25 protein-coding genes are annotated in these 22,869 nt (G+C 60.0%); 19 read left to right on the top strand and 6 right to left on the bottom strand.

Annotation, left to right across the window (positions count from 1 at the left end; translation table 11 throughout):
* The first annotated feature begins 41 nt into the window (after window positions 1-41).
* Window positions 42-608 (top strand): YqgE/AlgH family protein, encoded by a 567-nt coding sequence (locus IF204_RS12145; protein ID WP_194097311.1) that lies wholly within the window; start codon window positions 42-44, stop codon window positions 606-608.
* On the opposite strand, the gene IF204_RS12140 is transcribed toward IF204_RS12145, so the two are convergent.
* Window positions 609-1,157: a TlpA disulfide reductase family protein gene (locus tag IF204_RS12140; RefSeq protein WP_194097309.1), complete on the bottom strand. Its 549-nt coding sequence runs from the start codon at window positions 1,155-1,157 to the stop codon at window positions 609-611.
* A 13-nt stretch (window positions 1,158-1,170) separates the two neighbouring features.
* Here IF204_RS12140 and argH point away from each other — a divergent pair, with 13 nt between their 5' ends.
* From argH to IF204_RS12115, 5 genes are all read left to right on the top strand, one after another.
* Complete coding sequence (gene argH / locus IF204_RS12135) at window positions 1,171-2,559, top strand: argininosuccinate lyase (protein ID WP_194097307.1); 1,389 nt, start codon at window positions 1,171-1,173, stop codon at window positions 2,557-2,559.
* A complete protein-coding gene (locus tag IF204_RS12130; protein WP_194097305.1) occupies window positions 2,556-2,732 on the top strand; it encodes a hypothetical protein in 177 nt (58 codons plus the stop codon). The genes argH and IF204_RS12130 overlap by 4 nt, the downstream gene beginning before the upstream one ends.
* On the top strand, window positions 2,732-3,049 hold the full coding sequence (locus IF204_RS12125; RefSeq protein ID WP_194097303.1) for a DUF2834 domain-containing protein: 318 nt from the start codon (window positions 2,732-2,734) through the stop codon (window positions 3,047-3,049). Before IF204_RS12130 ends, IF204_RS12125 begins: the two co-directional genes overlap by 1 nt.
* Window positions 3,050-3,105: 56 nt before the next feature.
* A complete protein-coding gene (gene lysA, locus IF204_RS12120) occupies window positions 3,106-4,371 on the top strand; it encodes a diaminopimelate decarboxylase (protein WP_194097302.1) in 1,266 nt (421 codons plus the stop codon).
* Window positions 4,372-4,446: 75 nt separating this feature from the next.
* Window positions 4,447-6,939, top strand: coding sequence for a DUF4175 domain-containing protein (locus tag IF204_RS12115; protein WP_194097300.1), 2,493 nt, complete (start codon window positions 4,447-4,449; stop codon window positions 6,937-6,939).
* Here IF204_RS12115 and IF204_RS12110 read toward each other — a convergent pair whose 3' ends face one another.
* Window positions 6,940-7,779, bottom strand: a complete 840-nt coding sequence (locus tag IF204_RS12110) for a zinc-ribbon domain-containing protein (protein WP_194097298.1) — start codon at window positions 7,777-7,779, stop codon at window positions 6,940-6,942.
* Window positions 7,780-7,949: 170 nt separating this feature from the next.
* On the opposite strand from IF204_RS12110, the gene IF204_RS12105 reads away from it, so the two are divergent.
* From IF204_RS12105 to IF204_RS12095, 3 genes are read left to right on the top strand one after another with little or no spacing between them, the layout of a single operon-like run.
* Entirely contained in the window at window positions 7,950-8,627 is a 678-nt protein-coding gene (locus tag IF204_RS12105; protein WP_194097296.1) for a cell division ATP-binding protein FtsE, read from the top strand.
* A complete protein-coding gene (locus IF204_RS12100) occupies window positions 8,624-9,529 on the top strand; it encodes a cell division protein FtsX (protein ID WP_194097294.1) in 906 nt (301 codons plus the stop codon). The genes IF204_RS12105 and IF204_RS12100 overlap by 4 nt, the downstream gene beginning before the upstream one ends.
* Window positions 9,526-10,260 carry a lysophospholipid acyltransferase family protein gene (locus IF204_RS12095; protein ID WP_194097292.1) on the top strand — a complete coding sequence of 245 codons (735 nt, stop codon included), beginning with the start codon at window positions 9,526-9,528 and terminating at the stop codon, window positions 10,258-10,260. Before IF204_RS12100 ends, IF204_RS12095 begins: the two co-directional genes overlap by 4 nt.
* A 70-nt stretch (window positions 10,261-10,330) precedes the next feature.
* Here the strand turns inward: IF204_RS12095 and IF204_RS12090 are convergent, their stop codons facing one another.
* Entirely contained in the window at window positions 10,331-11,293 is a 963-nt protein-coding gene (locus IF204_RS12090; RefSeq protein ID WP_167638980.1) for an acetyl-CoA carboxylase carboxyltransferase subunit alpha, read from the bottom strand.
* A 154-nt stretch (window positions 11,294-11,447) separates the two neighbouring features.
* Here IF204_RS12090 and IF204_RS12085 point away from each other — a divergent pair, with 154 nt between their 5' ends.
* Complete coding sequence (locus tag IF204_RS12085; RefSeq protein ID WP_228069176.1) at window positions 11,448-12,101, top strand: hypothetical protein; 654 nt, start codon at window positions 11,448-11,450, stop codon at window positions 12,099-12,101.
* Here IF204_RS12085 and IF204_RS12080 read toward each other — a convergent pair.
* Entirely contained in the window at window positions 12,095-13,054 is a 960-nt protein-coding gene (locus IF204_RS12080; protein WP_194097290.1) for an L-malyl-CoA/beta-methylmalyl-CoA lyase, read from the bottom strand. The genes IF204_RS12085 and IF204_RS12080 overlap by 7 nt on opposite strands.
* Before the next feature lie 250 nt (window positions 13,055-13,304).
* Here IF204_RS12080 and IF204_RS12075 point away from each other — a divergent pair, with 250 nt between their 5' ends.
* The 3 genes from IF204_RS12075 to IF204_RS12065 are packed head-to-tail and all read left to right on the top strand — an operon-like array spanning window position 13,305 to window position 15,297.
* Complete coding sequence (locus tag IF204_RS12075) at window positions 13,305-13,820, top strand: GAF domain-containing protein (RefSeq protein ID WP_194097288.1); 516 nt, start codon at window positions 13,305-13,307, stop codon at window positions 13,818-13,820.
* A 4-nt stretch (window positions 13,821-13,824) separates the two neighbouring features.
* On the top strand, window positions 13,825-14,382 hold the full coding sequence (locus tag IF204_RS12070) for a hypothetical protein (protein ID WP_194097286.1): 558 nt from the start codon (window positions 13,825-13,827) through the stop codon (window positions 14,380-14,382).
* 54 nt (window positions 14,383-14,436) lie between these two features.
* On the top strand, window positions 14,437-15,297 hold the full coding sequence (locus IF204_RS12065) for a D-amino-acid transaminase (RefSeq protein ID WP_194097285.1): 861 nt from the start codon (window positions 14,437-14,439) through the stop codon (window positions 15,295-15,297).
* Between the two features lie 26 nt (window positions 15,298-15,323).
* Here the strand turns inward: IF204_RS12065 and IF204_RS12060 are convergent, their stop codons facing one another.
* Complete coding sequence (locus tag IF204_RS12060) at window positions 15,324-16,133, bottom strand: calcium-binding protein (RefSeq protein ID WP_194097284.1); 810 nt, start codon at window positions 16,131-16,133, stop codon at window positions 15,324-15,326.
* A 173-nt stretch (window positions 16,134-16,306) separates the two neighbouring features.
* Entirely contained in the window at window positions 16,307-16,624 is a 318-nt protein-coding gene (locus IF204_RS12055) for a DUF1244 domain-containing protein (RefSeq protein ID WP_194097283.1), read from the bottom strand.
* Window positions 16,625-16,848: 224 nt separating this feature from the next.
* Here IF204_RS12055 and pyk point away from each other — a divergent pair, with 224 nt between their 5' ends.
* The 6 genes from pyk (at window position 16,849) to pheT (ending at window position 22,854) form a co-directional block, all read left to right on the top strand.
* A complete protein-coding gene (gene pyk / locus IF204_RS12050) occupies window positions 16,849-18,294 on the top strand; it encodes a pyruvate kinase (protein WP_194097282.1) in 1,446 nt (481 codons plus the stop codon).
* Window positions 18,295-18,323: 29 nt separating this feature from the next.
* On the top strand, window positions 18,324-18,542 hold the full coding sequence (locus IF204_RS12045; protein WP_194097281.1) for a hypothetical protein: 219 nt from the start codon (window positions 18,324-18,326) through the stop codon (window positions 18,540-18,542).
* A gap of 110 nt (window positions 18,543-18,652) precedes the next feature.
* On the top strand, window positions 18,653-18,853 hold the full coding sequence (gene rpmI / locus IF204_RS12040; protein ID WP_167638990.1) for a 50S ribosomal protein L35: 201 nt from the start codon (window positions 18,653-18,655) through the stop codon (window positions 18,851-18,853).
* A 13-nt stretch (window positions 18,854-18,866) separates the two neighbouring features.
* Window positions 18,867-19,232 (top strand): 50S ribosomal protein L20, encoded by a 366-nt coding sequence (rplT, locus tag IF204_RS12035; protein WP_167638991.1) that lies wholly within the window; start codon window positions 18,867-18,869, stop codon window positions 19,230-19,232.
* Window positions 19,233-19,374: 142 nt separating this feature from the next.
* Window positions 19,375-20,445 carry a phenylalanine--tRNA ligase subunit alpha gene (gene pheS, locus IF204_RS12030; protein ID WP_194097280.1) on the top strand — a complete coding sequence of 357 codons (1,071 nt, stop codon included), beginning with the start codon at window positions 19,375-19,377 and terminating at the stop codon, window positions 20,443-20,445.
* Between the two features lie 12 nt (window positions 20,446-20,457).
* Complete coding sequence (gene pheT / locus IF204_RS12025; protein WP_194097279.1) at window positions 20,458-22,854, top strand: phenylalanine--tRNA ligase subunit beta; 2,397 nt, start codon at window positions 20,458-20,460, stop codon at window positions 22,852-22,854.
* Window positions 22,855-22,869 lie beyond the last annotated feature (15 nt).

Genomic DNA, 22,869 nt, shown 5'->3' with positions numbered 1-22,869 from the left:
CCGCCCTTGATCGTGGCCCTTTCGCACCACATCATCAGGGTATGGAATTTGCTTCGACAAACCTTTCGGGGAAACTTCTCGTAGCCATGCCTGGCATGGGTGATCCGCGTTTTGAAAACGCTGTGGTATATGTGTGTGCCCATACGGAAGAGGGCGCGATGGGACTTGTGGTGAATAAGCCCGCGCCTGAAATCCGTTTCAAAGACCTTCTCGGGCAATTGCAGATCGAGGCCGAAGCGCCGCGTGATCTGCGCGTCCATATCGGTGGGCCCGTCGAGCATGGTCGGGGATTCGTTCTGCACTCGTCCGATTATCATTCGGAGCACGGAACGCTGGAGGTGGACGAAAACACTTCTATGACCGGCACGACCGACGTTCTGCGCGAACTGGCGCATGGCAACGGGCCGAAGGCATCGCTGCTGGCTTTGGGATATTCCGGTTGGGGACCGCTCCAGCTTGAGGAAGAGATCGGCCAGAACGGCTGGCTGACCTGCGATGCGCGCGACGACATCGTTTTCGGACGTGCGAACGACCTGAAATGGAGCGCCGCACTTAAGCACATGGGGATCAACCCGCTCACGCTTTCCAGCGAAGCGGGTCACGCCTAATCAGTCGATCATCGCCTGAATGAGCGCCTTGGCCTCTGCGCTATTCCAGTCCGCACCACCGGTCAGGCGGGCGACCTCATTGCCATCTTTGTCGACAACAATCGTCACGGGCAGGCCGAGCACGGCCATCGAACGGGCAACCTTCATCGAATTGTCCATGTAGATCGGCAGACTATCGACGCCGATCTCTTCGAAGAAACGGTCAACGGCGGCGGGCGGGTTGCGTCCGGTCGCGATGGTGATGACTTCGAAATCGTCGCTGCCCATCTCGTCCTGAAGCGCGGCCAGCGACGGCATTTCTTCACGGCACGGTGCGCACCACGTAGCCCAGAAATTCACGACGAGCACCTTGCCTTCGTGATCGGCGAAAGTAGTCTCTGCACCGTCGCGGCTCTGGAAGGCCACATCGCTGAGCTCACGCGGCTCGCTGTGCCAGTTCAGCGCGCTCATCTCACCAGTGAGTTCGACTGGCGGTGTGCTTTCTGCCAGCGCGCCGTTTGCAACAAGCGCGAGTGACGTATAAAGCAGCGCAGACACAAGTTTCCGCATGGGACCTCCGATTATGACCAAGACTTCGAACGCGATGTGGGGCGGGCGTTTCTCCGCCGGACCGGACGCCATCATGGAGGCGATCAACGCTTCCATCGATTTTGACAAGCGTCTGGCACGACAGGACATCGAGGGTTCCCGCGCCCACGCCGCGATGCTCGCCGCGCAGGGCATCATTACCGATAAAGATGCCGAAGCCATTCGGGAAGGCCTGCTCACCGTATTGTCAGAGATTGAAGCAGGCGATTTCCAGTTTTCGAAGGCTCTCGAAGACATCCACATGAATGTCGAAGCGCGTCTAAAAGAGGTCATCGGCGAGCCTGCTGGCCGCCTGCACACCGCGCGTAGCCGTAATGACCAAGTCGCCGTCGACTTCCGCCTTTGGGTTCGCGACCAGTGCGATGCTGTCGATGGCGCGCTCGAAGCCCTGATGAAGGCACTCATCGGCCAAGCCGAAGCCGGTGCTGACTGGGTCATGCCGGGCTTTACCCACCTGCAAACCGCTCAGCCCGTGACGTGGGGCCACCATATGCTTGCCTATGTCGAAATGCTGAACCGCGACCGCTCGCGTTTCGCCGATGCCCGCAAGCGCATGAACGAAAGCCCGCTGGGCGGCGCTGCGCTGGCTGGCACTGGCTTCAACATTGACCGCCACATGACCGCAGAGGCGCTGGGCTTCGACCGTCCGTCGGCCAACTCGCTCGATTCGACGTCTGACCGCGACTTCGCGCTCGAATTCCTCGCCGCCGCTTCGATCTGCGCGATGCACCTCAGCCGCTTCGCTGAAGAGCTGGTCATCTGGTCCTCCGCCCAGTTCCGCTTTGTCGTCATGTCGGACCAGTGGTCGACCGGTTCGTCGATCATGCCGCAGAAGAAAAACCCTGATGCCGCCGAACTGATCCGCGCCAAAATCGGCCGTATCTTCGGTGCGAACGTTGCGCTGATGACCGTGATGAAAGGCCTTCCGCTGACTTATTCCAAGGACATGCAGGAAGACAAAGAGCAGGTCTTCGACGCTGCCGACAACCTGATGCTGTCGCTCGCTGCGATGACTGGCATGGTCGAAACCATGGCGCCGCAGCGTGAAAATCTGCGCAAGTCGGCAGCTTCGGGCTTCTCGACCGCGACCGACCTTGCCGACTGGCTGGTGCGCGAACTGGGAATGCCGTTCCGCGATGCTCACCACGTCACCGGCGCGCTTGTGGCGATGGCCGAGGGCAAGGGCTGCGACCTGCCTGACCTGACGCTTGAGGACATGAAGTCCGTTCACGATAACATCAACGAAGGCGTCTTTGACGTTTTGACCGTTGAAGCATCGGTCATGTCGCGTCAAAGCTACGGTGGTACTTCGCCCGTTCAGGTGAAGAAACAGATCGCACGCTGGAAAGAGTTGCTTGGATGAAAACCGTTATCGCTGTCCTGACCCTTGTCGCCCTCGCCGGTTGCGGTGCTGATGGTGCCCCGATCCGCCCTGTGGCGAACCTCGGGCTCACGGTGAACCAGAACGGACAGCTGGCCACGTCCTGCAACGTCGGCGGAACCAACGGCACCGTTTCGGTGAACGTGGCCTGCTGATGTCCCTGCTGCGCGGCGTCTATATCGTCTTGGCTGTGTGGGGCGCGGTGCGTCCCATGCAGCACTTCATCACCTACATGCGCGAAAACCAGACGGGCCTCGGCGGTCTGATCGACGCGTGGTATGTGAACGAGGCGACGACGGGCCTCACATGGGATCTGACGATTGCCGCGATTGCCCTGACGGTCTGGGTGCTGGCCGAGGTCTCGGTGCGTCGCAACTGGTCCGCGCTGATCGCGATCCCCGCGACCTTCTGCATCGGTGTGAGCTGCGGCCTGCCGCTCTACCTTTTCATGCGGACACGCCCTGTAAACTAAGGGCTTGGGGTTTCCGCCTGATTTGATATGAGACGTCCCGAAGCGCGGAGGGTCTCATGGATCATTTTATCTACCAGAATGGCGTGCTGCACGCCGAAGACGTTGCCATCACCGACATCGCCAAAGAGGTCGGAACGCCGTTCTACGTCTATTCCAAGGCCACCCTTCTGCGTCACTTTCAGGTTTTCGATGAATCGCTCGAAGGCATGGAGCACCTCGTCTGTTTCGCTATGAAGTCGCTGTCGAACATCGCAGTGCTGAAGCTGCTCGGCCAAGCAGGTGCAGGCATCGACGTCGTGTCGATCGGTGAATACCTCCGCGCAAAGGCCGCTGGTATTTCGGGCGACAAGATCGTTTTCTCCGGCGTCGGCAAAACCCGCGAAGAAATGCGCATCGCCATCGAAGGCGGCATTCGCCAGTTCAACGTCGAATCCGAGCCGGAGATGGAGGCGCTGTCCGAAGTTGCGGTGTCGCTGGGTACGGTCGCTCCGATCACCATCCGCGTGAACCCCGATGTCGACGCCAAGACCCACGCCAAGATCGCGACTGGCAAGAAAGAGAACAAGTTCGGCATCCCGATCAGCCGCGCCCGCGAAGTCTACGCCCGCGCTGCTGAACTTGAGGGCCTGAAGGTCGTCGGTATCGACGTGCACATCGGCTCTCAGCTTACCGACCTCGAACCGTTCCGTCTGGCCTACCGCAAGGTCGCGGAGCTGACCGAAACGCTCCGCGCCGACGGTCACCAGATCACCCGCCTCGATCTGGGCGGCGGTCTGGGCATTCCCTACACCCGTTCGAACGAGGTTCCGCCGCTGCCGATGGACCTCGGTCAGGTCATCCGCGAGGAAGTTGGTCACCTCGGCTGCGAGGTCGAGATCGAACCCGGTCGTCTGATCGCTGGCAACTCGGGTCTTCTGGTCTCCGAAGTCATCTACGTGAAAGAAGGCGAGGACCGCCGTTTCCTTATCGTGGACGCTGCGATGAACGATCTGCTGCGCCCTGCGATGTATGACGCGCATCACGACATCGAGCCGGTCATCGAGCCTGCTGCGGGCGCCGAGAAGACCAACTTCGACGTGGTCGGCCCGATCTGCGAGTCCGGCGATACCTTTGCCAAGGGCCGTGAGATGACTGACCTCAACCCTGGTGATCTGATCGCATTCCGCTCTGCCGGTGCGTATGGCGCAGTGATGGCGAGCGAATATAACTCGCGTCCGCTGATCCCCGAGGTGCTGGTTGACGGCGATAAATTTGCAGTTATCCGCCGACGCCCCACCTATGAAGAGATGATCGCTCGCGATATCGTTCCCGAGTGGCTCTGACGTGTTAAAGGTCGGAGCGAACCGACCGGAGTAAGCACACTGACCGATCCAACACGCAGTCTATCGCACTTGCGTTTGCCAGTACTCGCAACCCGCATCGGCCTTTTGGCCGAGCGCATCGTGCGTTCGTACTGGCCGGTCTGGACGGTGGCTTTCTTCCTTCTCGCGCCGCTGATGTTCGGCTGGCAGGATTTTCTGCCACTTGAGGCTTTCTGGGCCATCATCGCGACGGGCATCGTTGCGCTCGGAGTGACGCTCTACCTTGGTTGGCGTAAGTTCCATTTCCCGACCGAGGCCGAAGCCATCGCCCGCGTCGACGGCGCGCTCGAAGGCCGCCCGATTTCTGCACTGAGTGACGCGCAGGCCATCGGCAGCACCGATGAAGCGTCCAAAGCCGTCTGGGCCGTGCACCTCGAACGTATGCTCCGCCGCACCCGCGAGGCACGTCCTGTGTCGCCGGATCTGCGCGTATCGGAGCGTGATCCGTTCGGCGTGCGCTACATGGCGCTGCTGTTTTTCCTCGTGGCCGTGATGTTCGGTTCGGTCTGGCGCATCGGCACCGTGGCCGAGATCGCGCAGAACGGCACGCCGACCGCTGCCGTGATGGGGCCGACGTGGGAGGGTTGGATCGAGCCGCCTGCATATACCGGAATGCCGACGCTCTATCTGCCCGACCTGACGAGCGACCGGATTGAAGTACTCGCGGGTTCGAAAATCACCGTGAGATTCTACGGCGACATCGGCGACCTGACGCTGGCCGAAACTGTCTCTGCTCGCGCAGGGTCCGACGTTCCGCCCGCATCGCAACAACAGCAGTCGTTCAACGTCCAGCAGGGCGGGAAGATTGATATCACGGGGCAGGGTGGCCGCAGTTGGGATGTGACGCTTCTGCCCGACAATGCTCCGTCTGTGGTGCTGGATGGAGAGATGGAGGTCGACGCGAAGGGCGTCATGACCCAGCCGTTTCATGCCGGTGACGACTACGGTGTGGTCGGCGGGACGGCGACGTTCACGCTCGATCTGTCCCGTCTTGATCGCCACCACGGCTTGCTGACCGATCCCGATCCGCGTGAGCCGCTGATTGTCGATATTCCGCTTCCGATCACGGGCGACCGCAGCGATTTCGACGCTTCGCTGGTCGAGGATTTCAGCGAAGAGCCGTTCGCCAACCTCCCCGTGGTCATGCAAATCGCGGCCGAGGATGCGGCTGGCAACGTCGCGACGACCGAGCCCCAAGAAATCATCCTCCCCGGGCGCCGCTTCTTTGAACCTGTCGCCAAGTCAGTGATCGAGATGCGCCGCGATCTGCTTTGGTCCAAGGCAAATGCTCCGCGCGTCGCTCAGATCCTGCGGGCTGTATCGGCCAAGCCCGAGGAGCTGTTCACCGATATGGAGCCTTACGTCGCCATCCGCGATACCATCGTGATGCTCGAAAACGGGATCGAAAGCGGCCTCAACGATGAAGTTCAGAACGACGTGGCCGCTCAGCTTTGGGCCATTGCTGTCGATCTGGAGGAGGGCTCTCTGGCGAATGCGCTGGAACGTCTGAACCGTGCCCGCGAGCGTTTGAATGAAGCGATGCGCAATGGCGCCAGCCCCGAGGAAATTCAGGAACTCATGGATGAACTGCGCGAGGCAACCGAAGCCTATACGCAGATGCTGGCCGAGCAGGCAGGCACCCCCGAGGATCAGACCGACAGTCCAGATCAGGGGCAGGGCAATTCGATGTCGTTCACGCAGGACGAAATCAACGCCCTCATGGACCGCATCCAAGAGCTGATGTCCGAAGGCAAGATGGCCGAAGCGCAGGAGTTGATGCAGCAACTCAACGACCTCATCGACAACATGCAGGTCCAGCAGGGCGAAGGTCAGGACGGCCCGCGCACGCAGGGTGAGCGGTCGATGGAAGAACTTGGCGATACCTTACAGGAACAGCAGGAGTTGTCCGACGACGCGTTCCGCGATCTGCAAGAACAGTTCAATCCAGGAATGACACAGGACGGCGAGCCGCAGTTCGGTCAGGATGAGGATGGTGGCGAGCAGGGCGAAGGCCAAGGCGAGCAGAGCCTTGCGGATCGCCAGCAGGCCCTGCGCAACATGCTCGAACGCCAACGCCGCAATCTGCCCGCGCTGACCGGCGAAGAGGCCGAGATTATGCGCCGCTCGCTCGAAAATGCAGACCGTGCGATGGACGAGGCAGAACAGGCGCTCCGCGACAACGACATGGCCGAAGCGCTGGACCGTCAGGCCGAAGCGCTCGATAGTCTGCGCGAAGGTATGCGTAATCTTGGTCAGGCGCTGACCAACAACCGCGAGCGTGAAGAGGGCTCAGGCAATGACCGCGCAGGTGCGACGCGCGGCAGTGACCAGCAAGCTCAGAACACTGATCCGTTGGGTCGCCAGCTTGGTCAGTCGGGCCGTTCGGACACGGATCGCGGAATGCTTCAGGACGAGGATGTCTACCGCCGTGCGGGCGAGCTCCTCGATGAAATCCGCCGCCGCGCAGGCGAGCTTAATCGTTCGGAAGATGAACGCAGCTATCTGCAGCGACTACTCGATCAATTCTGATCAGGCGGCTTCGGCAAGAAGCCCTTGAACCCAGACATCAAGCGCATTGCGCAGGCCGTCGACCCACACAACGTAGCTGTCGAGGTAAGGCTCAGCCACTGGCAGCGACAACGCGATCTGCGCAGCCAGCACGTAAACAGTCACCGCGACAGCAGCGATCAGGATCATACCGAAGAAACCGGTGCGGAAACCACGACGGCGATCCTGAACGGCTTCGGTGGGTGAAGGCTCGTTCTCTGCGCGGTCACTTGCGGGGCGAAGGGTCGAATTGATCTCTTCGATATCCGGCAGCAAGTCACGGCGTGGCGTGTCTGCATCAACGGGCTGCTCACCGCGAAGACGCGCCATTCTCGCGCGCGCTTCGGCAGCGCGGCGCTCTTCGAGCGAGGACGGCTCTTCGAGGCCAAGCTCGGTCTGGGTTTCAAAGAAATCGTCGGGTTCGGGACTGGCGGCGCGGCGTTCCGCTTCGCGCTCTGCCTCAGCCTTCAGAATTTCGGCAACATCTGGGTCGATGGAACGGCGCGGACCGGAGGGCGCTACGAAATCGTCGTCCTCATCCTCGTCCTCATAATCATCGTATTCCGGAGCCACCGGCGGCGCAGCTGGTACAGGACGCTCGGTCGCACGGGGTGGAACGGGCGGCGGGGGAGCCACGGGTTCTTCGACCTCGACCTCGGGGATCGAAATGCCAACTTCGGACAATTCGAACGTTTCAGAGTCGCCCGGCTTCTCAAACCAGGTGTGAGCACAGTTCGAACACTGGACGTCGCGGCCCCCGTCAGGGATCACGTCATCGGGTACTTCGTATTGTGCTCCGCAATTCGGGCAAATCAGACGCATTATAGTTTCCCAATCTGCCGCGAGAACGCGGACGGTCTTGAATTCCTTCCATTACTAACAACCACAAAGCGCGGACAAAAGCAAAACCACGCCCAACCGATGTCGGGACAATTGAATTCGGCCGATCTTTTAGGCAGAAGACACAGGCACCGGGGCGAAAGGACCAATCTTTGATAGAACTCGACCGAGTCGCATACTCTTACGGCGGGGCTGAACTGTTTTCGAACGTGTCGCTCACACTTGCCCCCGGCTCATTCCAATTCCTCACCGGCCCGTCTGGCGCGGGCAAGACCACGTTGCTGAAGCTCTGCTACGGCGAGCTGGTCGCGACCGCTGGTCATGTTCGTCTGTTCGGCAAGAACGTGCGCGAATTGCAGCGTGACGACATCGCGCTCTCGCGCCGGAACATTGGTGTGGTCCATCAGGACTGCCAGTTCCTCGATCACCTGAGCGTGGCCGAGAACGTCGCTCTGCCGCTGACTGTTGCAGGACGAGCGGATGAGGCGGGTGAATACCTTGAGGATCTGCTGAGCTGGGTTGGTCTGCGCAACCAAGCAGGTCAGCGCCCGCCAGAGCTGTCCGGAGGTGAACGTCAGCGTGCCGCATTGGCGCGCGCGGTCATCATTTCGCCGGACGTCATCATTGCGGACGAGCCGACCGGCAACATCGACTGGGAAATGTCCCAGCGTCTGCTGAAGCTGCTGGTCGAGCTGAACCGCATGGGCAAGACGATCCTGCTCGCGACGCACGATCTGAACCTGATCCGTCAGGCGTCCAAGATGCAGGTGCAGGCCCGCGTTCTGCGACTGATGAACCAGCGTCTGCATGTGGCGGGGGTCGATCTATGATCGCAGTGATCCGCCGCTATTTCTCGATGCTTGCAGGTGATCCGCTGGCTGACCGCTCGGTCCCGCCGACCGGTTTCACTGCGAACCTGACCGTTTTCACCTCGGGTGCGATGGCGTTCCTTGCCGTGTTTGCGCTGGCTCTCGGACTGGCCGCTGGCCAGTTGGCCGACCGCTGGGCATCCGAGCTCGCGCGCACCTCGACGCTCCGTATCTCGGCGCCTGCCGATCAACTTGACGCGCAGGTCGCTGCGGCTGTGAACCTGCTCGAAACAACTCCCGGCGTGGCAAGTGCCCGTGCGTTGGATGTCGCCGAGCAACAGGCGTTGCTGGAACCGTGGTTTGGTCCCGATCTGCCAATCGACACCTTGCCGATCCCCCGTCTGATCGAAGTTGTGGAGGAGGGCGCGGGCTATGACGCAACCGGCCTCCGTGCGCGACTTCAAGCCGAGGTGCCGGGCGCGATCCTTGACGATCACACCCGTTGGCGTGAGCCGCTGGTGGCTGCTGCCGACCGCCTGCGTCTGCTGTCCATTCTGTCGATTGCGCTCATCGCCACGGCGACGGCTGCGATGATTACGCTTGCTGCGAATGCCGCGCTGGCCGCGAATGCCCAGGTCATCAAGGTGATGCGCCTCGTCGGTGCGCGTGACATTTACATCGCAGGTGCGTTTGTGCGCCGCTTTACCATCCGCGCGTTCGGCGGCTCTGCCATCGGCGCGCTTGCGGGGACGCTGGCCGTTCTGCTGCTCCCGAGCAGTGATGTCGCGGGCGGTTTCCTGACGGGACTAAGTTTCAGCGGTGCGTCGTGGTTCGCGCCTGCCTCCATTCCGCTGCTGGCTGCGGTCGTCGCGTTTCTCGCGACCCGTTCGGCGGCGCTCCGTACGTTGAGGGCACTTTCATGAGTAACGCGATCCAGTGGGTTCGGTCCCTCATTTTCATCGTGATCTCCTATTTCCTGATGTTGGTCATCGCGATCGTGTTCCTGCCGTGGGCGCTTTTTGACCGTCGTGGCGCATTCGCTGCTGCCCACGCATGGTGCAAATGGGTGCGTTGGTCCGCGCGGTGGATGGTCGGTCTCAACACCGAAATCCGTGGCACCCCGCCGACCGGAGAAGTGCTCATCGTCGGCAAGCATCAATCGTTCCTCGATATCATCCTGATCTACTCGGCCGTTCCGCGCGGCAAGTTCATCATGAAAAAGGAACTGATCTGGGCGCCTATCGTCGGTCAGTACGGCAAGATGATGGGCTGTATTGCTGTTGATCGCGGTAAGCGCGGCGCGGCAATCAGAAAAATGGTGGCAGAGGTCAATGCCGGTCGTCGCGATCCTGGTCAGCTCATCATTTTCCCGCAAGGCACCCGCGTCGAGCCTGGTGACAAGAAGCCGTACAAGATTGGTTCTGCGGTGCTCTACGGCGAAATGGGCACTGACTGTGTGCCTGTGGCCTGCAACGTCGGCATGTTCTGGCCCGCCCACGGCATCATGCGCCGCAAGGGCACGGCGGTGGTCGAATTCCTGCCGGTCATCAAGCCGGGTCTGGGTACGAAGGAATTCATGGCAACGCTCGAAGAAACGATCGAGACGCACTCTGAAAAACTGATGGCTGAAGCGCGGACCCAGCTTTCGCGCTAAGCTCTGCTTGAAAACAAAAAAGCCGCGTGGCCCTTTCGGATCGCGCGGCTTTTTCGTGTTTGCGGGTTGCTTAGGCGGCGAGGCCCTTGGCACCCATGTTCAGGAACTTCTTGCGGCGGGCATCGCGGATCTCGGTGCCATCTTTGCCGTTCATGTCTTTCAGCATCGACGCGATGGTATCTTTAACCGCGTTAATAGCAGCGTCCGCGTCGCGGTGCGCGCCGCCGAGCGGCTCTTTGATGATGCGATCGATGATGCCCAGTTCGTTGAGGTTCTGGGCGGTCAGGCGCAGCGCCTCGGCAGCTTCGCGCATCTTGTCCGAATCTTTCCAGAGGATCGATGCGCAGCCTTCCGGCGAAATGACCGAGTAGATCGCGTGCTCCAGCATCGCGACGCGGTTAGCGGTCGCGAAAGCAACAGCGCCACCCGAACCACCTTCACCGATGATGATCGAGATCATCGGAACCTTGATCGACAGGCACTTTTCAGTCGAGCGGGCGATAGCTTCGGACTGGCCGCGCTCTTCAGCGCCTTTGCCCGGATATGCGCCAGCAGTGTCGACGAGCGTGATGACTGGCAGACCGAAACGGTCCGCGAGGTCCATCAGGCGGATCGCCTTACGGTATCCTTCGGGGCGGGCCATGCCGAAGTTGTGCTCAATGCGGCTCTTGGTGTCGTGGCCTTTTTCGTGGCCGATGACGACGACAGGCTGGCCGTTAAAGCGCGCGAGGCCGCCCATGACGGCAAGGTCGTCGGCAAAGTTACGGTCACCTGCGAGCGGGGTGTATTCGTCGAACAGCGCGTCGATGTAGTCGCGGCAGTGCGGGCGCTCGGGGTGACGCGCAACCTGACATTTGCGCCAAGGGGTGAGCGAGCCATAAAGCTGTGCAAGCAGGTCGGACGCTTTCTTGTCCAAGCCGGCGGCTTCTTTTTCGACATCCATCTCGGGATTATTGCGCGCCAGTGCGCGGAGTTCTTCGGCCTTGCCTTCGATTTCGGCGAGCGGTTTTTCAAACTCGAGGTAGATGGTCATCGGGTGCCTTCCGGACTGCTATAATGCGTTCGATATAATGGTGCATCGGTGGGGTTTGCAACTCGGCTACCGATAATGGGCATAAAGCCGAGGAACAAGTTGTTCCCGTAGAGGCAATTTGGCAGGCTTTCACCATACGGCAAGGGAGGACGTCATGAAACGTATCATTACCGGCGCGATATGCTCGCTTATGCTCGCATCGCCTGTTTGGGCGCAGGGCAAGGTCGCCTTCGGCAGTGACTCGAGCATGTTCGCGAACGATGGCGAATGTGACGATCCCCGCTTCGAAGGCACGGGCATGACGGCGACGCCTTTGCTTGATGACGACATCATGGCGGACGCGACCGATTGCCGGAACGCGTTCAACGCTGGCACCATTACCATGAAGCCCGATCCTGGCACTGACGATCTTGCTGCTTTCGAGATGATCGACGGCATCATCTTCGGCGACGATACAAGCGAGTGGGCCAAGGATGGCGAGTGCGACGACCGCCGCTTCTTCGGGCGCGGCATGGCTGCTGTTCTGGACTGGAGCAATGTCGGCATGGACCGCACGGACTGCCTCAACGCCTATGTCGACGGCAATCTGGAGCTTTGGAATGCAGAGCGGTCAATGCGGGCGACCAGCTGTGATGCGATCGATTTCGGTGACGACGAAGGGGAGTACCCCTTTGACAGCCAGTGCGACGACCCACGGTTCGAGGGGCTGAGCGAGGCAATGTCGGTCGTATCGGACACGATTGGTCACGACGCGACCGACTGCCAGCGGGCTTGCGTGTTCGGGACGGTGTCCCTTCGCAATTACTGAGCGGCGATCATCTCCGACTGACGGACGATGACTTCGGCCTGCTTGATTGACGCGATGTCGACGAGGCGACCTTTGTAGACGGTCGCACCTTCACCGCGCGCCTTGGCGTCTTCCATCGCCGCAAGGATTTCGCGGGCCTCTGTGACGGCCTCTTCCGATGGCGTGAAGACTTCGTTAGCCAGTGCGATCTGCTTGGGGTGGATCGCCCATTTGCCGACCATGCCGAGCGTGGCCGAGCGGCGGGCCTGAGCGCGGTAGCCTTCGTCGTCTGAGAAATCACCGAACGGACCGTCGACCGGCAGAACGCCATGGGTGCGGCAAGCGGCAACGATTGCAGCCTGAGCCCAGTGCCACGGGTCCGAGAAGTGGCGGCTTTCACCGTGCTGCATGTAATAGTTCTCCTGCGTGCCGCCGATGCCGGTGGTCTGCATACCCATCGACGCGGCAAAGTCCGCAGCGCCGAGGCTCATGGCCTGTAGGCGGGGCGATGAGGCGGCGATTTCTTCGACGTGGGCGATGCCGGCGGCGGATTCGATGATGACCTCAAAGCTGATCGGCTTGGTACGGCCCTTGGCGCGCTCGATGGCGGTCACGAGGGCATCGACGGCGTAGACATCGGCCGCACATCCGACTTTGGGGATCATGATCTGGTCGAGGCGGTCGCCTGCCTGCTCCATCAGATCGACCACGTCGCGGTACCAATAGGGCGTGTCGAGGCCGTTGATGCGGACGGACAGGTACTTGTTGCCCCAATCGACGGTGTTGATCGCTTCGATAGCGTTGGCGCGGGCCATGTCTTTGTCAGACGGCGCAACCGAGTCTTCGAGGTCGATGTTGATGATGTCAGCCGCGCTCGCAGCCATTTTGGCGAACAGCTTGGTGTTGGATGCTGGTCCGAAGAGCTGGCAGCGGTTCGGGCGAGCGGGAGCAGCGGGCTGAATTCGGAACGACATCAATTCCTCCAAGTAATGAAGTTGCGTGGGCATTTAAATTTTGGTTATTAAATTGCTGCGCCATGCGCAAGTTCATTTTGCAATTGCAGCATGGGAACGAGACGAAAGTTCCAATCGGCTAGGCGTCGATACTTTCGATATGTGGAAAACGTTAATATCGCGACTTTCTGGCAATAGGAAACTTATTATACCAGTGAAATATTAATGCCGATATTTTTGTAACCTTAGATGTGCTAGAAATATAAGTGCTATGAGTACTACTTTTCGCGAGTTGTTGACCCGGATCGATGGTCCGACGCTGCTGGAGAAACTCGATCTCGGGCCCAGCGAGGTTCTCGATGACTTATGTGCCCTCGCTTGTGATCTGACCGGCATGGACGCCGCCGCTGTTGCGATGGTGCACGACAAAGACATCGTCGTGATCGGGCAGCACAAGATGCCCGCTGCAAACTTTAGGCGGTCGATTTACAATTCGGTCCAGTACAAGAATTTCATCGAAACGAACGAGCCACTGAAGGTTTTCCCGAACGCGCCGCTGTTCAATGGCGAAATCGCGCGCTTCACTTACACCGCCCGCGCCCGGGTGATGGTCGAGGGCGAGATGATCGGCGGGTTCTTTCTCTATCACAACAGACCGCAGGCCCTCGGCGATCGCGACCTGCAACTGACGCTGACCGATTTCGCTGGGATCGCGGCGGAAGTTGTTCTGTCCAAGGCGAGCCTCAAGCTGATGCTCAAAGACGTGTTTTCATTGGCGAGTAGGTGAGCAGATGCCATCGATTGTTATCAGAAACATTCTAAAAGCCACCGACTCGGTTCGCGTTCCGCAGGGACTGAACCTCGGCCGCCGTGCAACCTTTGACCGTCTGGCATCGCTTGCATGCCGCGCCACGGGGCGGTCGCGGGCGGCGTTCTATTTGAACCTTCGTTCGGTCGAGTTCGTGATCGGCGCGCATGGGGATATCGTGAAGGAACACTGGGAGCGCGAGCTACCGCCGCATATCCACGATGCGGAGTTCTTCGACATTGCCGATGCCATGCTTGTGCTGGACGATCTGGATAGCGTGAACGGGAATTACTCCACCACGAAAGGTCTGACGCTGGTTGGCGTCATGCATGAGGGCGTGAAGCTCGGGAACCTCGTTGTCGCGGATAGCGAAAAGGCCGGACCGCTATCGGACGCCGAAAAGTCCAGCTTGCTGAAGATTGCGAAGATGGCAGGCGAGATGATCGACTACTATTCGCAGGTCGCGCTGCTGGCACAGGACGCCCGCAAGATTGTCACCGAAACCTCAGTCTATTCGGTGTTGCCGCCTGACGGGGCTTGACGGTGGGTCAGGGTTGCCCGATGACGCTAGGCGTCACTTTTATCGGAGGATCCCATGACCCGCACCGTCTACGTCAATGGCGAGTATGTGCCCGAAACCGAAGCCAAAGTATCGATCTTTGACCGAGCGTTTCTCATGGCGGATGGCGTCTATGAAGTAACCTCCGTCATCGACGGCAAGCTTGTTGATTTCGACGGCCACGCCAAACGTCTGGAGCGTTCGCTTTCCGAACTGGAAATGCGCAACCCCGTCACCATGGACGAACTGCTGGAAATCCACCGCGAGCTGGTCAAGCGCAACGACCTCGAAGAGGGCGGCATCTATCTTCAGATCACCCGCGGCGCACCGGCTGACCGTGATTTCGCATGGCCGGATCCGGACGAAGTACCGTCGGGCATTGTCCTGTTCACCTTCGCCAAGAAGCTCGTTGAAATGCCGTCGATCAAGACCGGCATCAAAGTCATCTCGATCCCCGACGAGCGCTGGTCGCGCCGCGATATCAAGACGACCCAGCTGCTCTACCCGTCGTGGGGCAAGATGATGGCCAAGAAGAAGGGCTGCGACGATGCGTGGATGGTCGAAGAAGGCGTCGTGACCGAAGGCACTTCGAACAACGCCTACATCGTCAAAGGCAACACCATCATCACCCGCGCCCTGTCGAACGACATCCTGCACGGCATCACACGTGCCGCTGTTCTGCGTTTCGCCGAAGAAGCCCAGTTCAAAGTCGAAGAGCGCGATTTCAGCATTGCCGAAGCGCAGGAAGCCGATGAGGCGTTCATCACCTCGGCCACCACCTTCGTGCAGCCGGTGGTGGAGATTGACGGCGCGGCCATCGGCACAGGCAAACCCGGTGATGTGTCATTGCGCCTGCGCGAGATTTACATTGAGGAAAGCCTCAAGACCGCCAAATAATCGAGAGGCCGCCTTCGGGCGGCCTTTTATTTGAAGGCCACGAGGGTGATGTGGTCCAAGGTGATGACGCCACCCTCGATCGCGGCGAGGATCTGATCGCCGTTGTAGACGACGGTCGCCGCTCCTTCGGTCACGAGGCGGATGTCGGCGGTTTCGGGCGATTCCATCTCGATCATAAGGGTGTCCTCGGCCGGGACAAAATCCTTGATCCAAGCCGGATCATCGTGGACGTCCTCGACGCAGAACACATCGGCGCCTTCGCCGCCGATGCCGATGGCACCCATCAGGTGCAGAACGTCGTCGCCTGCGCCACCGTTCAGAGTGGACATCAGTCCACCACGCAGCACGTCATCGCCGTTGCCGCCAAACAGGTGATTGCGCCCGAACACGTCGAAAATCCGGTCGTCACCATCATCGCCGTACAGCCAGTCGTAGCCACTACCGCCGTAGATGATGTCGTCACCGTTATCACCGTGGACGGTGTCGGCATCTGTGCCGCCTTCGATAAAGTCATTGCCGTCACCGCCGGAGATGATGTCATCCCCGCCGTCACCTGCGATGATATCGTCGCCGCCATCCCCTGCGACCACATCTTCATCGGCGCCGCCGCTGATCGTGTCTTCGCCGGTGCCGCCGTAAAGCGTGTCGTTCCCGTTTCCGCCGGCAAGCATATCGTCGCCGTCACCGCCCGTCGCAGTGTCGTCGCCATTGCCAAGGAAGAAGCTGTCCGCAAGCGAGGTGCCGACATAGTTGTCGTCACCTTCGTTATTTCCGGTTTCGGTCGAACCGTCACCATCGTCGCCGTCGTCCGTGCTATCATCGGACGTGGAATCCAAGACCATTGCGCTCGAGAAGAGCGCAACGCCAAGTGAAGCCAATAACAACGTGAGCAGCATCGTTCGTTACCATATATCTATTCTGGCAACGGTAACGGCGGCTCAATGACCCATTTGAGTCCACTTATGCAAAAAGAGGGCCAGAACTATCCGTCCTGACCTAAAATGCTAAACTATTTTGCCGTGTCACCGACGTTGCGAGCGAAAGCCTCTTTGAATTCGGCTTGTTTGCCTGCGTCGGCTTCGGTCTGGTGCTGGTCGCGCCATTCCTCGAACGGCATCCCGTAGAAGATTTCTCGCGCTTGGGCTTTGTCCATTTCGATGCCACGCTCGTTTGCGGCCTCTTGGTACCAGCGCGACAGACAGTTACGGCAGAAGCCTGCGAGGTTCATCATGTCGATGTTCTGCACATCGGTGCGCTTTTCCATCAGGTGATCGCGCAGGGCGCGGAATGCTGCGGCTTCGAGTTCGATGCGCGTCTGGTCGTCCATGATAACTCCTCCTGAGATGCCTTTTGGCGGACTGCCGCTTAAGGATAACGTTCGTGACACTCTGTAAGGTAGGGATTTGAGGTCACATCTCTAGGCGGGTGGTGTCATATTTTCGTAGGTTCGAATAGTCTAGTTGAGGCCGAACAGCTTTTGCGCAATAAGGGGCGCAAATGGTGCGTTAGCGTTAACGGACCTTATCACACGGCAGATACGAGGACTTTGGGATGAAACGTCACCGCAACGTAAAGATCGTTGCTACGCTGGGCCCGGCTTCCAGCAGCTACGAAATGATCCGCGCACTTCATGAGGCAGGAGCCGACGTGTTCCGCCTGAATATGAGCCACGGTGACCACAGCGAGATCCAAGCGCGCTACGATATCATCCGCCAGGTCGAGAAAGACTGTGGCGGCGCGATCGGTATTCTCGCCGACCTTCAGGGCCCGAAACTGCGCGTCGGTGTTTTCAAGAACGGCGAAGAAATGCTCGAAGTCGGTCAGGACTTCCGCCTCGACCTTAAGGACGAAGAAGGCGACAGCACCCGCGTGAAGCTTCCGCACAAGGAAATCTTCGACGCTCTCGAGCCTGGTGCCAACCTGCTGGTGAACGACGGTAAAATCCGCCTCAAGGTCAAAGACTGCGGCCGTGATTTCGCTGACTGTGAAGTCACCGTTGGCGGCATGATCTCGAACCGTAAGGGCGTGAACGTTCCTGACGTCGTGCTGCCGGTTCCGGCGCTGTCCGAGAAAGACCGCAAGGACCTCGAGTTCGTCTGTAGCCTCGGCGTTGATTGGCTGGCTCTGTCGTTTGTTCAGCGTCCGTCGGACGTCGAAGAAGCACGCCAGCTCTGCAATGGCCGCGCTGCTATCCTCGCCAAGATCGAGAAGCCGGCTGCCGTCAAAGCATTCGACGACATCCTCGCGGTTTCCGACGGTATCATGGTTGCCCGTGGTGACCTCGGCGTTGAACTGCCCGTCGCCAACGTTCCGCCGATCCAGAAGCGCCTGATCCGTAAATGCCGCGCTGCTGCCAAGCCGGTTATCGTTGCGACCCAGATGCTCGAATCGATGATCGAAAGCCCGATGCCGACCCGCGCGGAAGTTTCGGACGTTGCGACCGCGATCTACGAAGGCGCAGACGCGATCATGCTTTCGGCAGAATCGGCCGCTGGTCAGTTCCCGGTCGAAGCTGTGACCACCATGAACAACGTCGCTAACGAAGTGGAATCGGATCCGACCTACATCGAGATCATTGAATCCCAGCGCCGCATCGCCCACGAGACCGTTGCTGACGGCATCGTTTCGGCGGCTCGCGAAATCGCGGAAAAGACCAAGATCGCCGCGATCTGCTGCTTCTCGCAGTCGGGCACCACGGCTCTGCTCGTGTCGCGGGAACGTCCGCGCGTTCCGATCATCGCCCTCACCACGTTCGAGCGCACGGCGCGCCGTCTGTGCCTGAGCTGGGGCGTGAACACCGCGATGACCGACAGCGTTGACCGCTTCAAGTCGGCCGTCATCGGTGCGATCCGTGCAGCCAAGGCTGAAGGCTTCGCTGAAGAGTCGGACAAGATCATCGTCACCGCCGGTGTTCCGTTCAACACGCCGGGTTCGACCAACATCCTGCGCGTTGCTCCTTGCGAAGAACGTTTGATCCACAACGCCGATAGTGAATAAGGTATCCTTATTCATTAGGTAATGTGGATATGGACACAGATTTATTACTAGTTGTCGGCCTGATTTTGTTAGGCCTCGCGCTCCCACCCATTGTGGGGGCGCTTTCCGAAGGAAGAGCTCCGAAAGCTGCATCGATCATGGTGTTCGCCGGAGGATCGTTGGTCGTTCTCGCCCTGAACAACCACACCTACACGTTGGACGAAGTGCCCGAAGCTTTTATGCGGGTCGTGGCGCGTTTCCTCCACTAACGCTCTTGCTAAATTCGCCGAGCGGCCCTATACGGCGCGCTCTAACCGTGTGACCGGCTTATGTGGCATGCCGAGTCGCGCGTAAACCGCACCTTCCGAAGGAGACGGAAATGCCCAAAATGAAGACTAAATCGAGCGCCAAAAAGCGCTTCAAAGTGACCGCGTCCGGCAAGGTCAAAGCTGGTCAGGCTGGCAAGCGCCACGGCATGATCAAACGCACCACGAAGTTCATCCGTGACGCTCGTGGCACCACGACGCTCTCCGCACCCGATGCGAAGATCGTCAAGTCCTACATGCCCTACGACCGCTAAGGAGGCCTGAACCATGTCGCGCACCAAAGGTGGTACCGTCACTCATCGTCGTCACAAGAAGGTCCTTGACGCGGCCAAAGGTTATTATGACCGCCGCTCCCGCACCTTCAAAGTCGCTCGTCAGGCCGTAGACAAGGCCAACCAATATGCGACCCGCGACCGTAAGACCCGCAAGCGTAATTTCCGCGCTCTGTGGATCCAGCGTATCAACGCTGCTGTCCGTGCATATGACGAATCGCTGACCTACTCGAAGTTCATCAACGGTCTGGCCAAAGCCGGTATCGAAGTTGACCGTAAGGTTCTTGCTGATCTGGCCGTCCACGAGCCGGAAGCATTTAACGCAATCGCTGAAAAGGCACGTGCCGCTCTGGCCGCCTAATCACTCGCGTTAGCACACGATTGAAAAGGCCGTCCTGCGGGGCGGCCTTTTTCTTTGTCCGCATCCCAGCTTAAGGCGCAATGCTTGTGCCTTCGGGGTAGGCGGGGTAATTGCAAGCCAAGCAAGTTGCAAAGGGCATGTCATGGACGACCTGAAAGCCAAATATCTGGACCTGATTGCCAATGCCTCGGACGAGGCGGCCATCGAAGAAGTCCGTCTTGCCGCCGTTGGCAAGAAGGGTGAAGTAAGCCTCAAGATGCGTGAGCTGGGCAAGATGACGCCCGAAGAGCGGCAGGTTGCCGGTCCCGCTCTGAACGCGCTGAAGGACGAGATCAACGCCGCGCTGGCCGCAAAGAAAACCGCACTGGCCGATGCCGCGCTCGAAGAGCGCCTGAAGTCCGAATGGCTCGACGTCACGCTGCCGTCGCGCCACGCACGTCAAGGCACGGTCCACCCGATCAGCCAAGTGACTGAAGAGGTCATGGCGATCTTCGCTGATATGGGCTTCACCGTGGCCGAAGGCCCCCAGATCGAAAGCGACTGGTACAACTTCGACGCCCTGAACATCCCCAGCCACCACTCGGCCCGCGCCGAGATGGACACCTTCTATATGAAGACGCCGGAAGGTTCGAACGACGCACCGCCGGTGCTCCGCACTCACACCTCGCCGGTGCAGATCCGTGCGCTTGAAAAGAACGGCGCCCCGATCCGCGTGATCGCACCGGGCCGCGTGTATCGCGCCGACTACGACCAGACCCACACCCCGATGTTCAATCAGGTCGAGGGCCTCGCCATCGGCAAAGACATCAGCATGGCGAACCTGAAGTGGGTGCTTGAGGAATTCCTCTCTGCCTTCTTCGGTAAGCGCGTGAAGACCCGTTTCCGCGCCTCGCACTTCCCGTTCACCGAGCCGTCGGCTGAGGTTGACGTCCAGTGCAAGTGGGAAGACGGCAAGGTCACCGTGGGTGAGGGCGACGACTGGCTCGAAATCCTCGGCTCCGGCATGGTGCACCCGAAGGTTCTGGAAGCCGCAGGCGTCGATCCGAACGAATGGCAGGGTTTTGCCTTCGGTATCGGCATCGACCGTATCGCCATGCTGAAATACGGCATCCCCGACCTGCGCGCCTTCTTCGACAGCGATCTGCGCTGGCTGCGCCACTACGGTTTCTCTGCCCTCGACGTGCCGACCCTGCACGGCGGTCTGAGCCGCTAAGGAGATATTACGATGAAATTCACTCTTTCCTGGCTCAAGCAGCACCTCGATACCGATGCGTCGCTGACTGAAATCGAAGAAGCGCTGACCGACCTCGGTCTTGAAGTCGAAGGCGTCGAGAACCCCGCCGATGCGCTGAAGTCGTTCACCATCGCTAAGGTCACCAGCGCCGAGCAGCATCCCGATGCAGACCGTCTGCGCGTCTGCAAGGTCGCTTCGGACGAAGGCGAAGTGCAGATCGTTTGCGGCGCACCGAACGCGCGCGAAGGCATCACCGTCGTTCTGGCCAAGCCGGGCGACTACGTGCCGGGGATCGACGTGACGCTGAGCGTGGGCAACATCCGCGGCGTTGAAAGCCGCGGTATGATGTGTTCCGAGCGCGAGCTGGAACTGTCGGACGAGCACAACGGCATTATCGAACTTCCCTCGGGCGAAGTCGGCCAGACCTTTGTCGACTGGCTCGCGCAGAACGACCCGTCGAAGATCGAACCGGTCATCGAGATTGCGATCACGCCGAACCGCGGTGACGCTCTGGGGGTTCGCGGCATTGCGCGCGACCTTGCTGCGCGTGGTCTGGGCAAGCTCAAGCCGCTCTCAGTTGAGTCGGTTGAGGCTTCATTCAAGTCGGACATCGACGTCACCATTGACGACGACACGCTGGACGGCTGCCCGCTGTTCTGTGGTCGCCTGATCAAAGGCGTGAAGAACGGCCCGTCGCCGCAGTGGCTTCAGGACCGTCTGACCGCTATCGGCCTGCGCCCGATCTCGTTCCTCGTGGACGTGACGAACTTCTACACCTACGACCTGAACCGCCCGCTGCACGTCTTTGACGCGGACAAGGTTAACGGAAACCTGCGCGTTCACCGCGCTGCGGGTGGTGAAGAGATCGTTGCCCTCGACGAAAAGAGCTACACCATCCCCGCCGGCACCATGATCATCTCGGATGACACCGGTGTCGAGAGCATCGCGGGTATCATGGGTGGTGAAGTCACCGGCTGCACCGACGAGACCGTCAATGTCTTCGTCGAAAGCGCGTGGTGGGATCCGATCCAGATCGCCTATGCGGGCCGTGCGCTCAAGATCAACTCCGATGCACGCTACCGTTTTGAACGCGGAGTCGATCCGGAGTTCACGCCCGAGGGCCTCGAACATGCCGTGCGCATGATCGTCGACATCGCTGGTGGTGAAGCGTCCGAGCTGGTTCAAGCCGGTGCCGTTCCGGATCACAGCCGTGCTTACAAGCTGGATTCGAAGCGCGTTCAAAGCCTCGTTGGCATGGATATCCCCGAAAGCGAACAGCGCCAGACGCTGACCGCGCTCGGTTTCCGCATGGAAAAGGATATGGCGCACGTTCCGTCGTGGCGTCCGGACGTTCAGGGCGAAGCTGACCTCGTCGAAGAAGTCGCCCGCATCGCATCGCTGACCAAGCTTGAAGGCAAGCCGCTTTCGCGTGCCTCGGCTGGCGTACCGAAGCCGGTTCTTACCCCGATGCAGGTGCGCACCTCGACTGGCCGCCGCACCGCTGCGTCGCTCGGTTACAACGAGTGCGTCACCTATTCGTTCATCGACGAAGCGGCCGACAAGCTGTTTGGCGGTGGCACCGATGTGACCCGTTTGGAGAACCCGATTTCGTCCGACATGAGCCACATGCGTTCGGACCTGCTGCCGGGCCTGCTGCGTGCAGCCGCTCGCAATCAGGCGCGCGGCATCGCTGACCTCGCGCTGTTCGAAGTCGGTCATGTCTTCCACGGCGTAGAGCCGAACCAGCAGAACCTGCAAATCGCGGGTATCCTCGTTGGTCGGACTGGTCCGAAGGATGTCCACGGCGCATCGCGTCCGGTCGATCTTTATGATGCCAAGGCCGATGCAGAGGCGATCCTCGCGGCGATCGGTGCTCCGGCAAAGATGCAGATCATGCGCGGCGGTCCGGATTGGTTCCACCCCAGTCGTCATGGTCGCTTCTGCCTCGGACCGAAGAAGACGCTCGGCGTCTTCGGTGAACTTCACCCGAAAATCATCAGCGAGTTTGACCTCAAAGGGCCGGTCGTGGCCTTCACGATCTTCCCGCAGGATATCCCGCTGCCGAAGAACGCGACCTCCAGCCGTCCGGCAATGGATATCTCCGAACTGCAAGCGGTCGAGCGTGATTTTGCGTTCATCGTCGACGCGGATGTCGAGGCTCTGACGCTGGTCAACGCCGCTGCAGGTGCCGACAAGGCGCTGATCGAAGAAGTTCGCGTGTTCGACGAATTCATCGGTGGCAGCCTAGGTGAAGGTAAGAAATCGCTCGCGATTACTGTCCGCCTCCAGCCCAAGGATGCGACGCTGAAGGACAAGGATATCGAGGCCGTTGGTGCCAAGATCATCGAGAAAGTGACCAAGGCCACGGGCGGGACGCTCCGCGGCTAAGAATGGAAAGGGCGG

The sequence above is a fragment of the Marivivens aquimaris genome, assembly GCF_015220045.1.
Lineage (GTDB): Bacteria > Pseudomonadota > Alphaproteobacteria > Rhodobacterales > Rhodobacteraceae > Marivivens > Marivivens aquimaris.
Note: the sequence above shows the minus strand (reverse complement) of the source record. Positions and strands in the feature narration are given on the sequence as shown.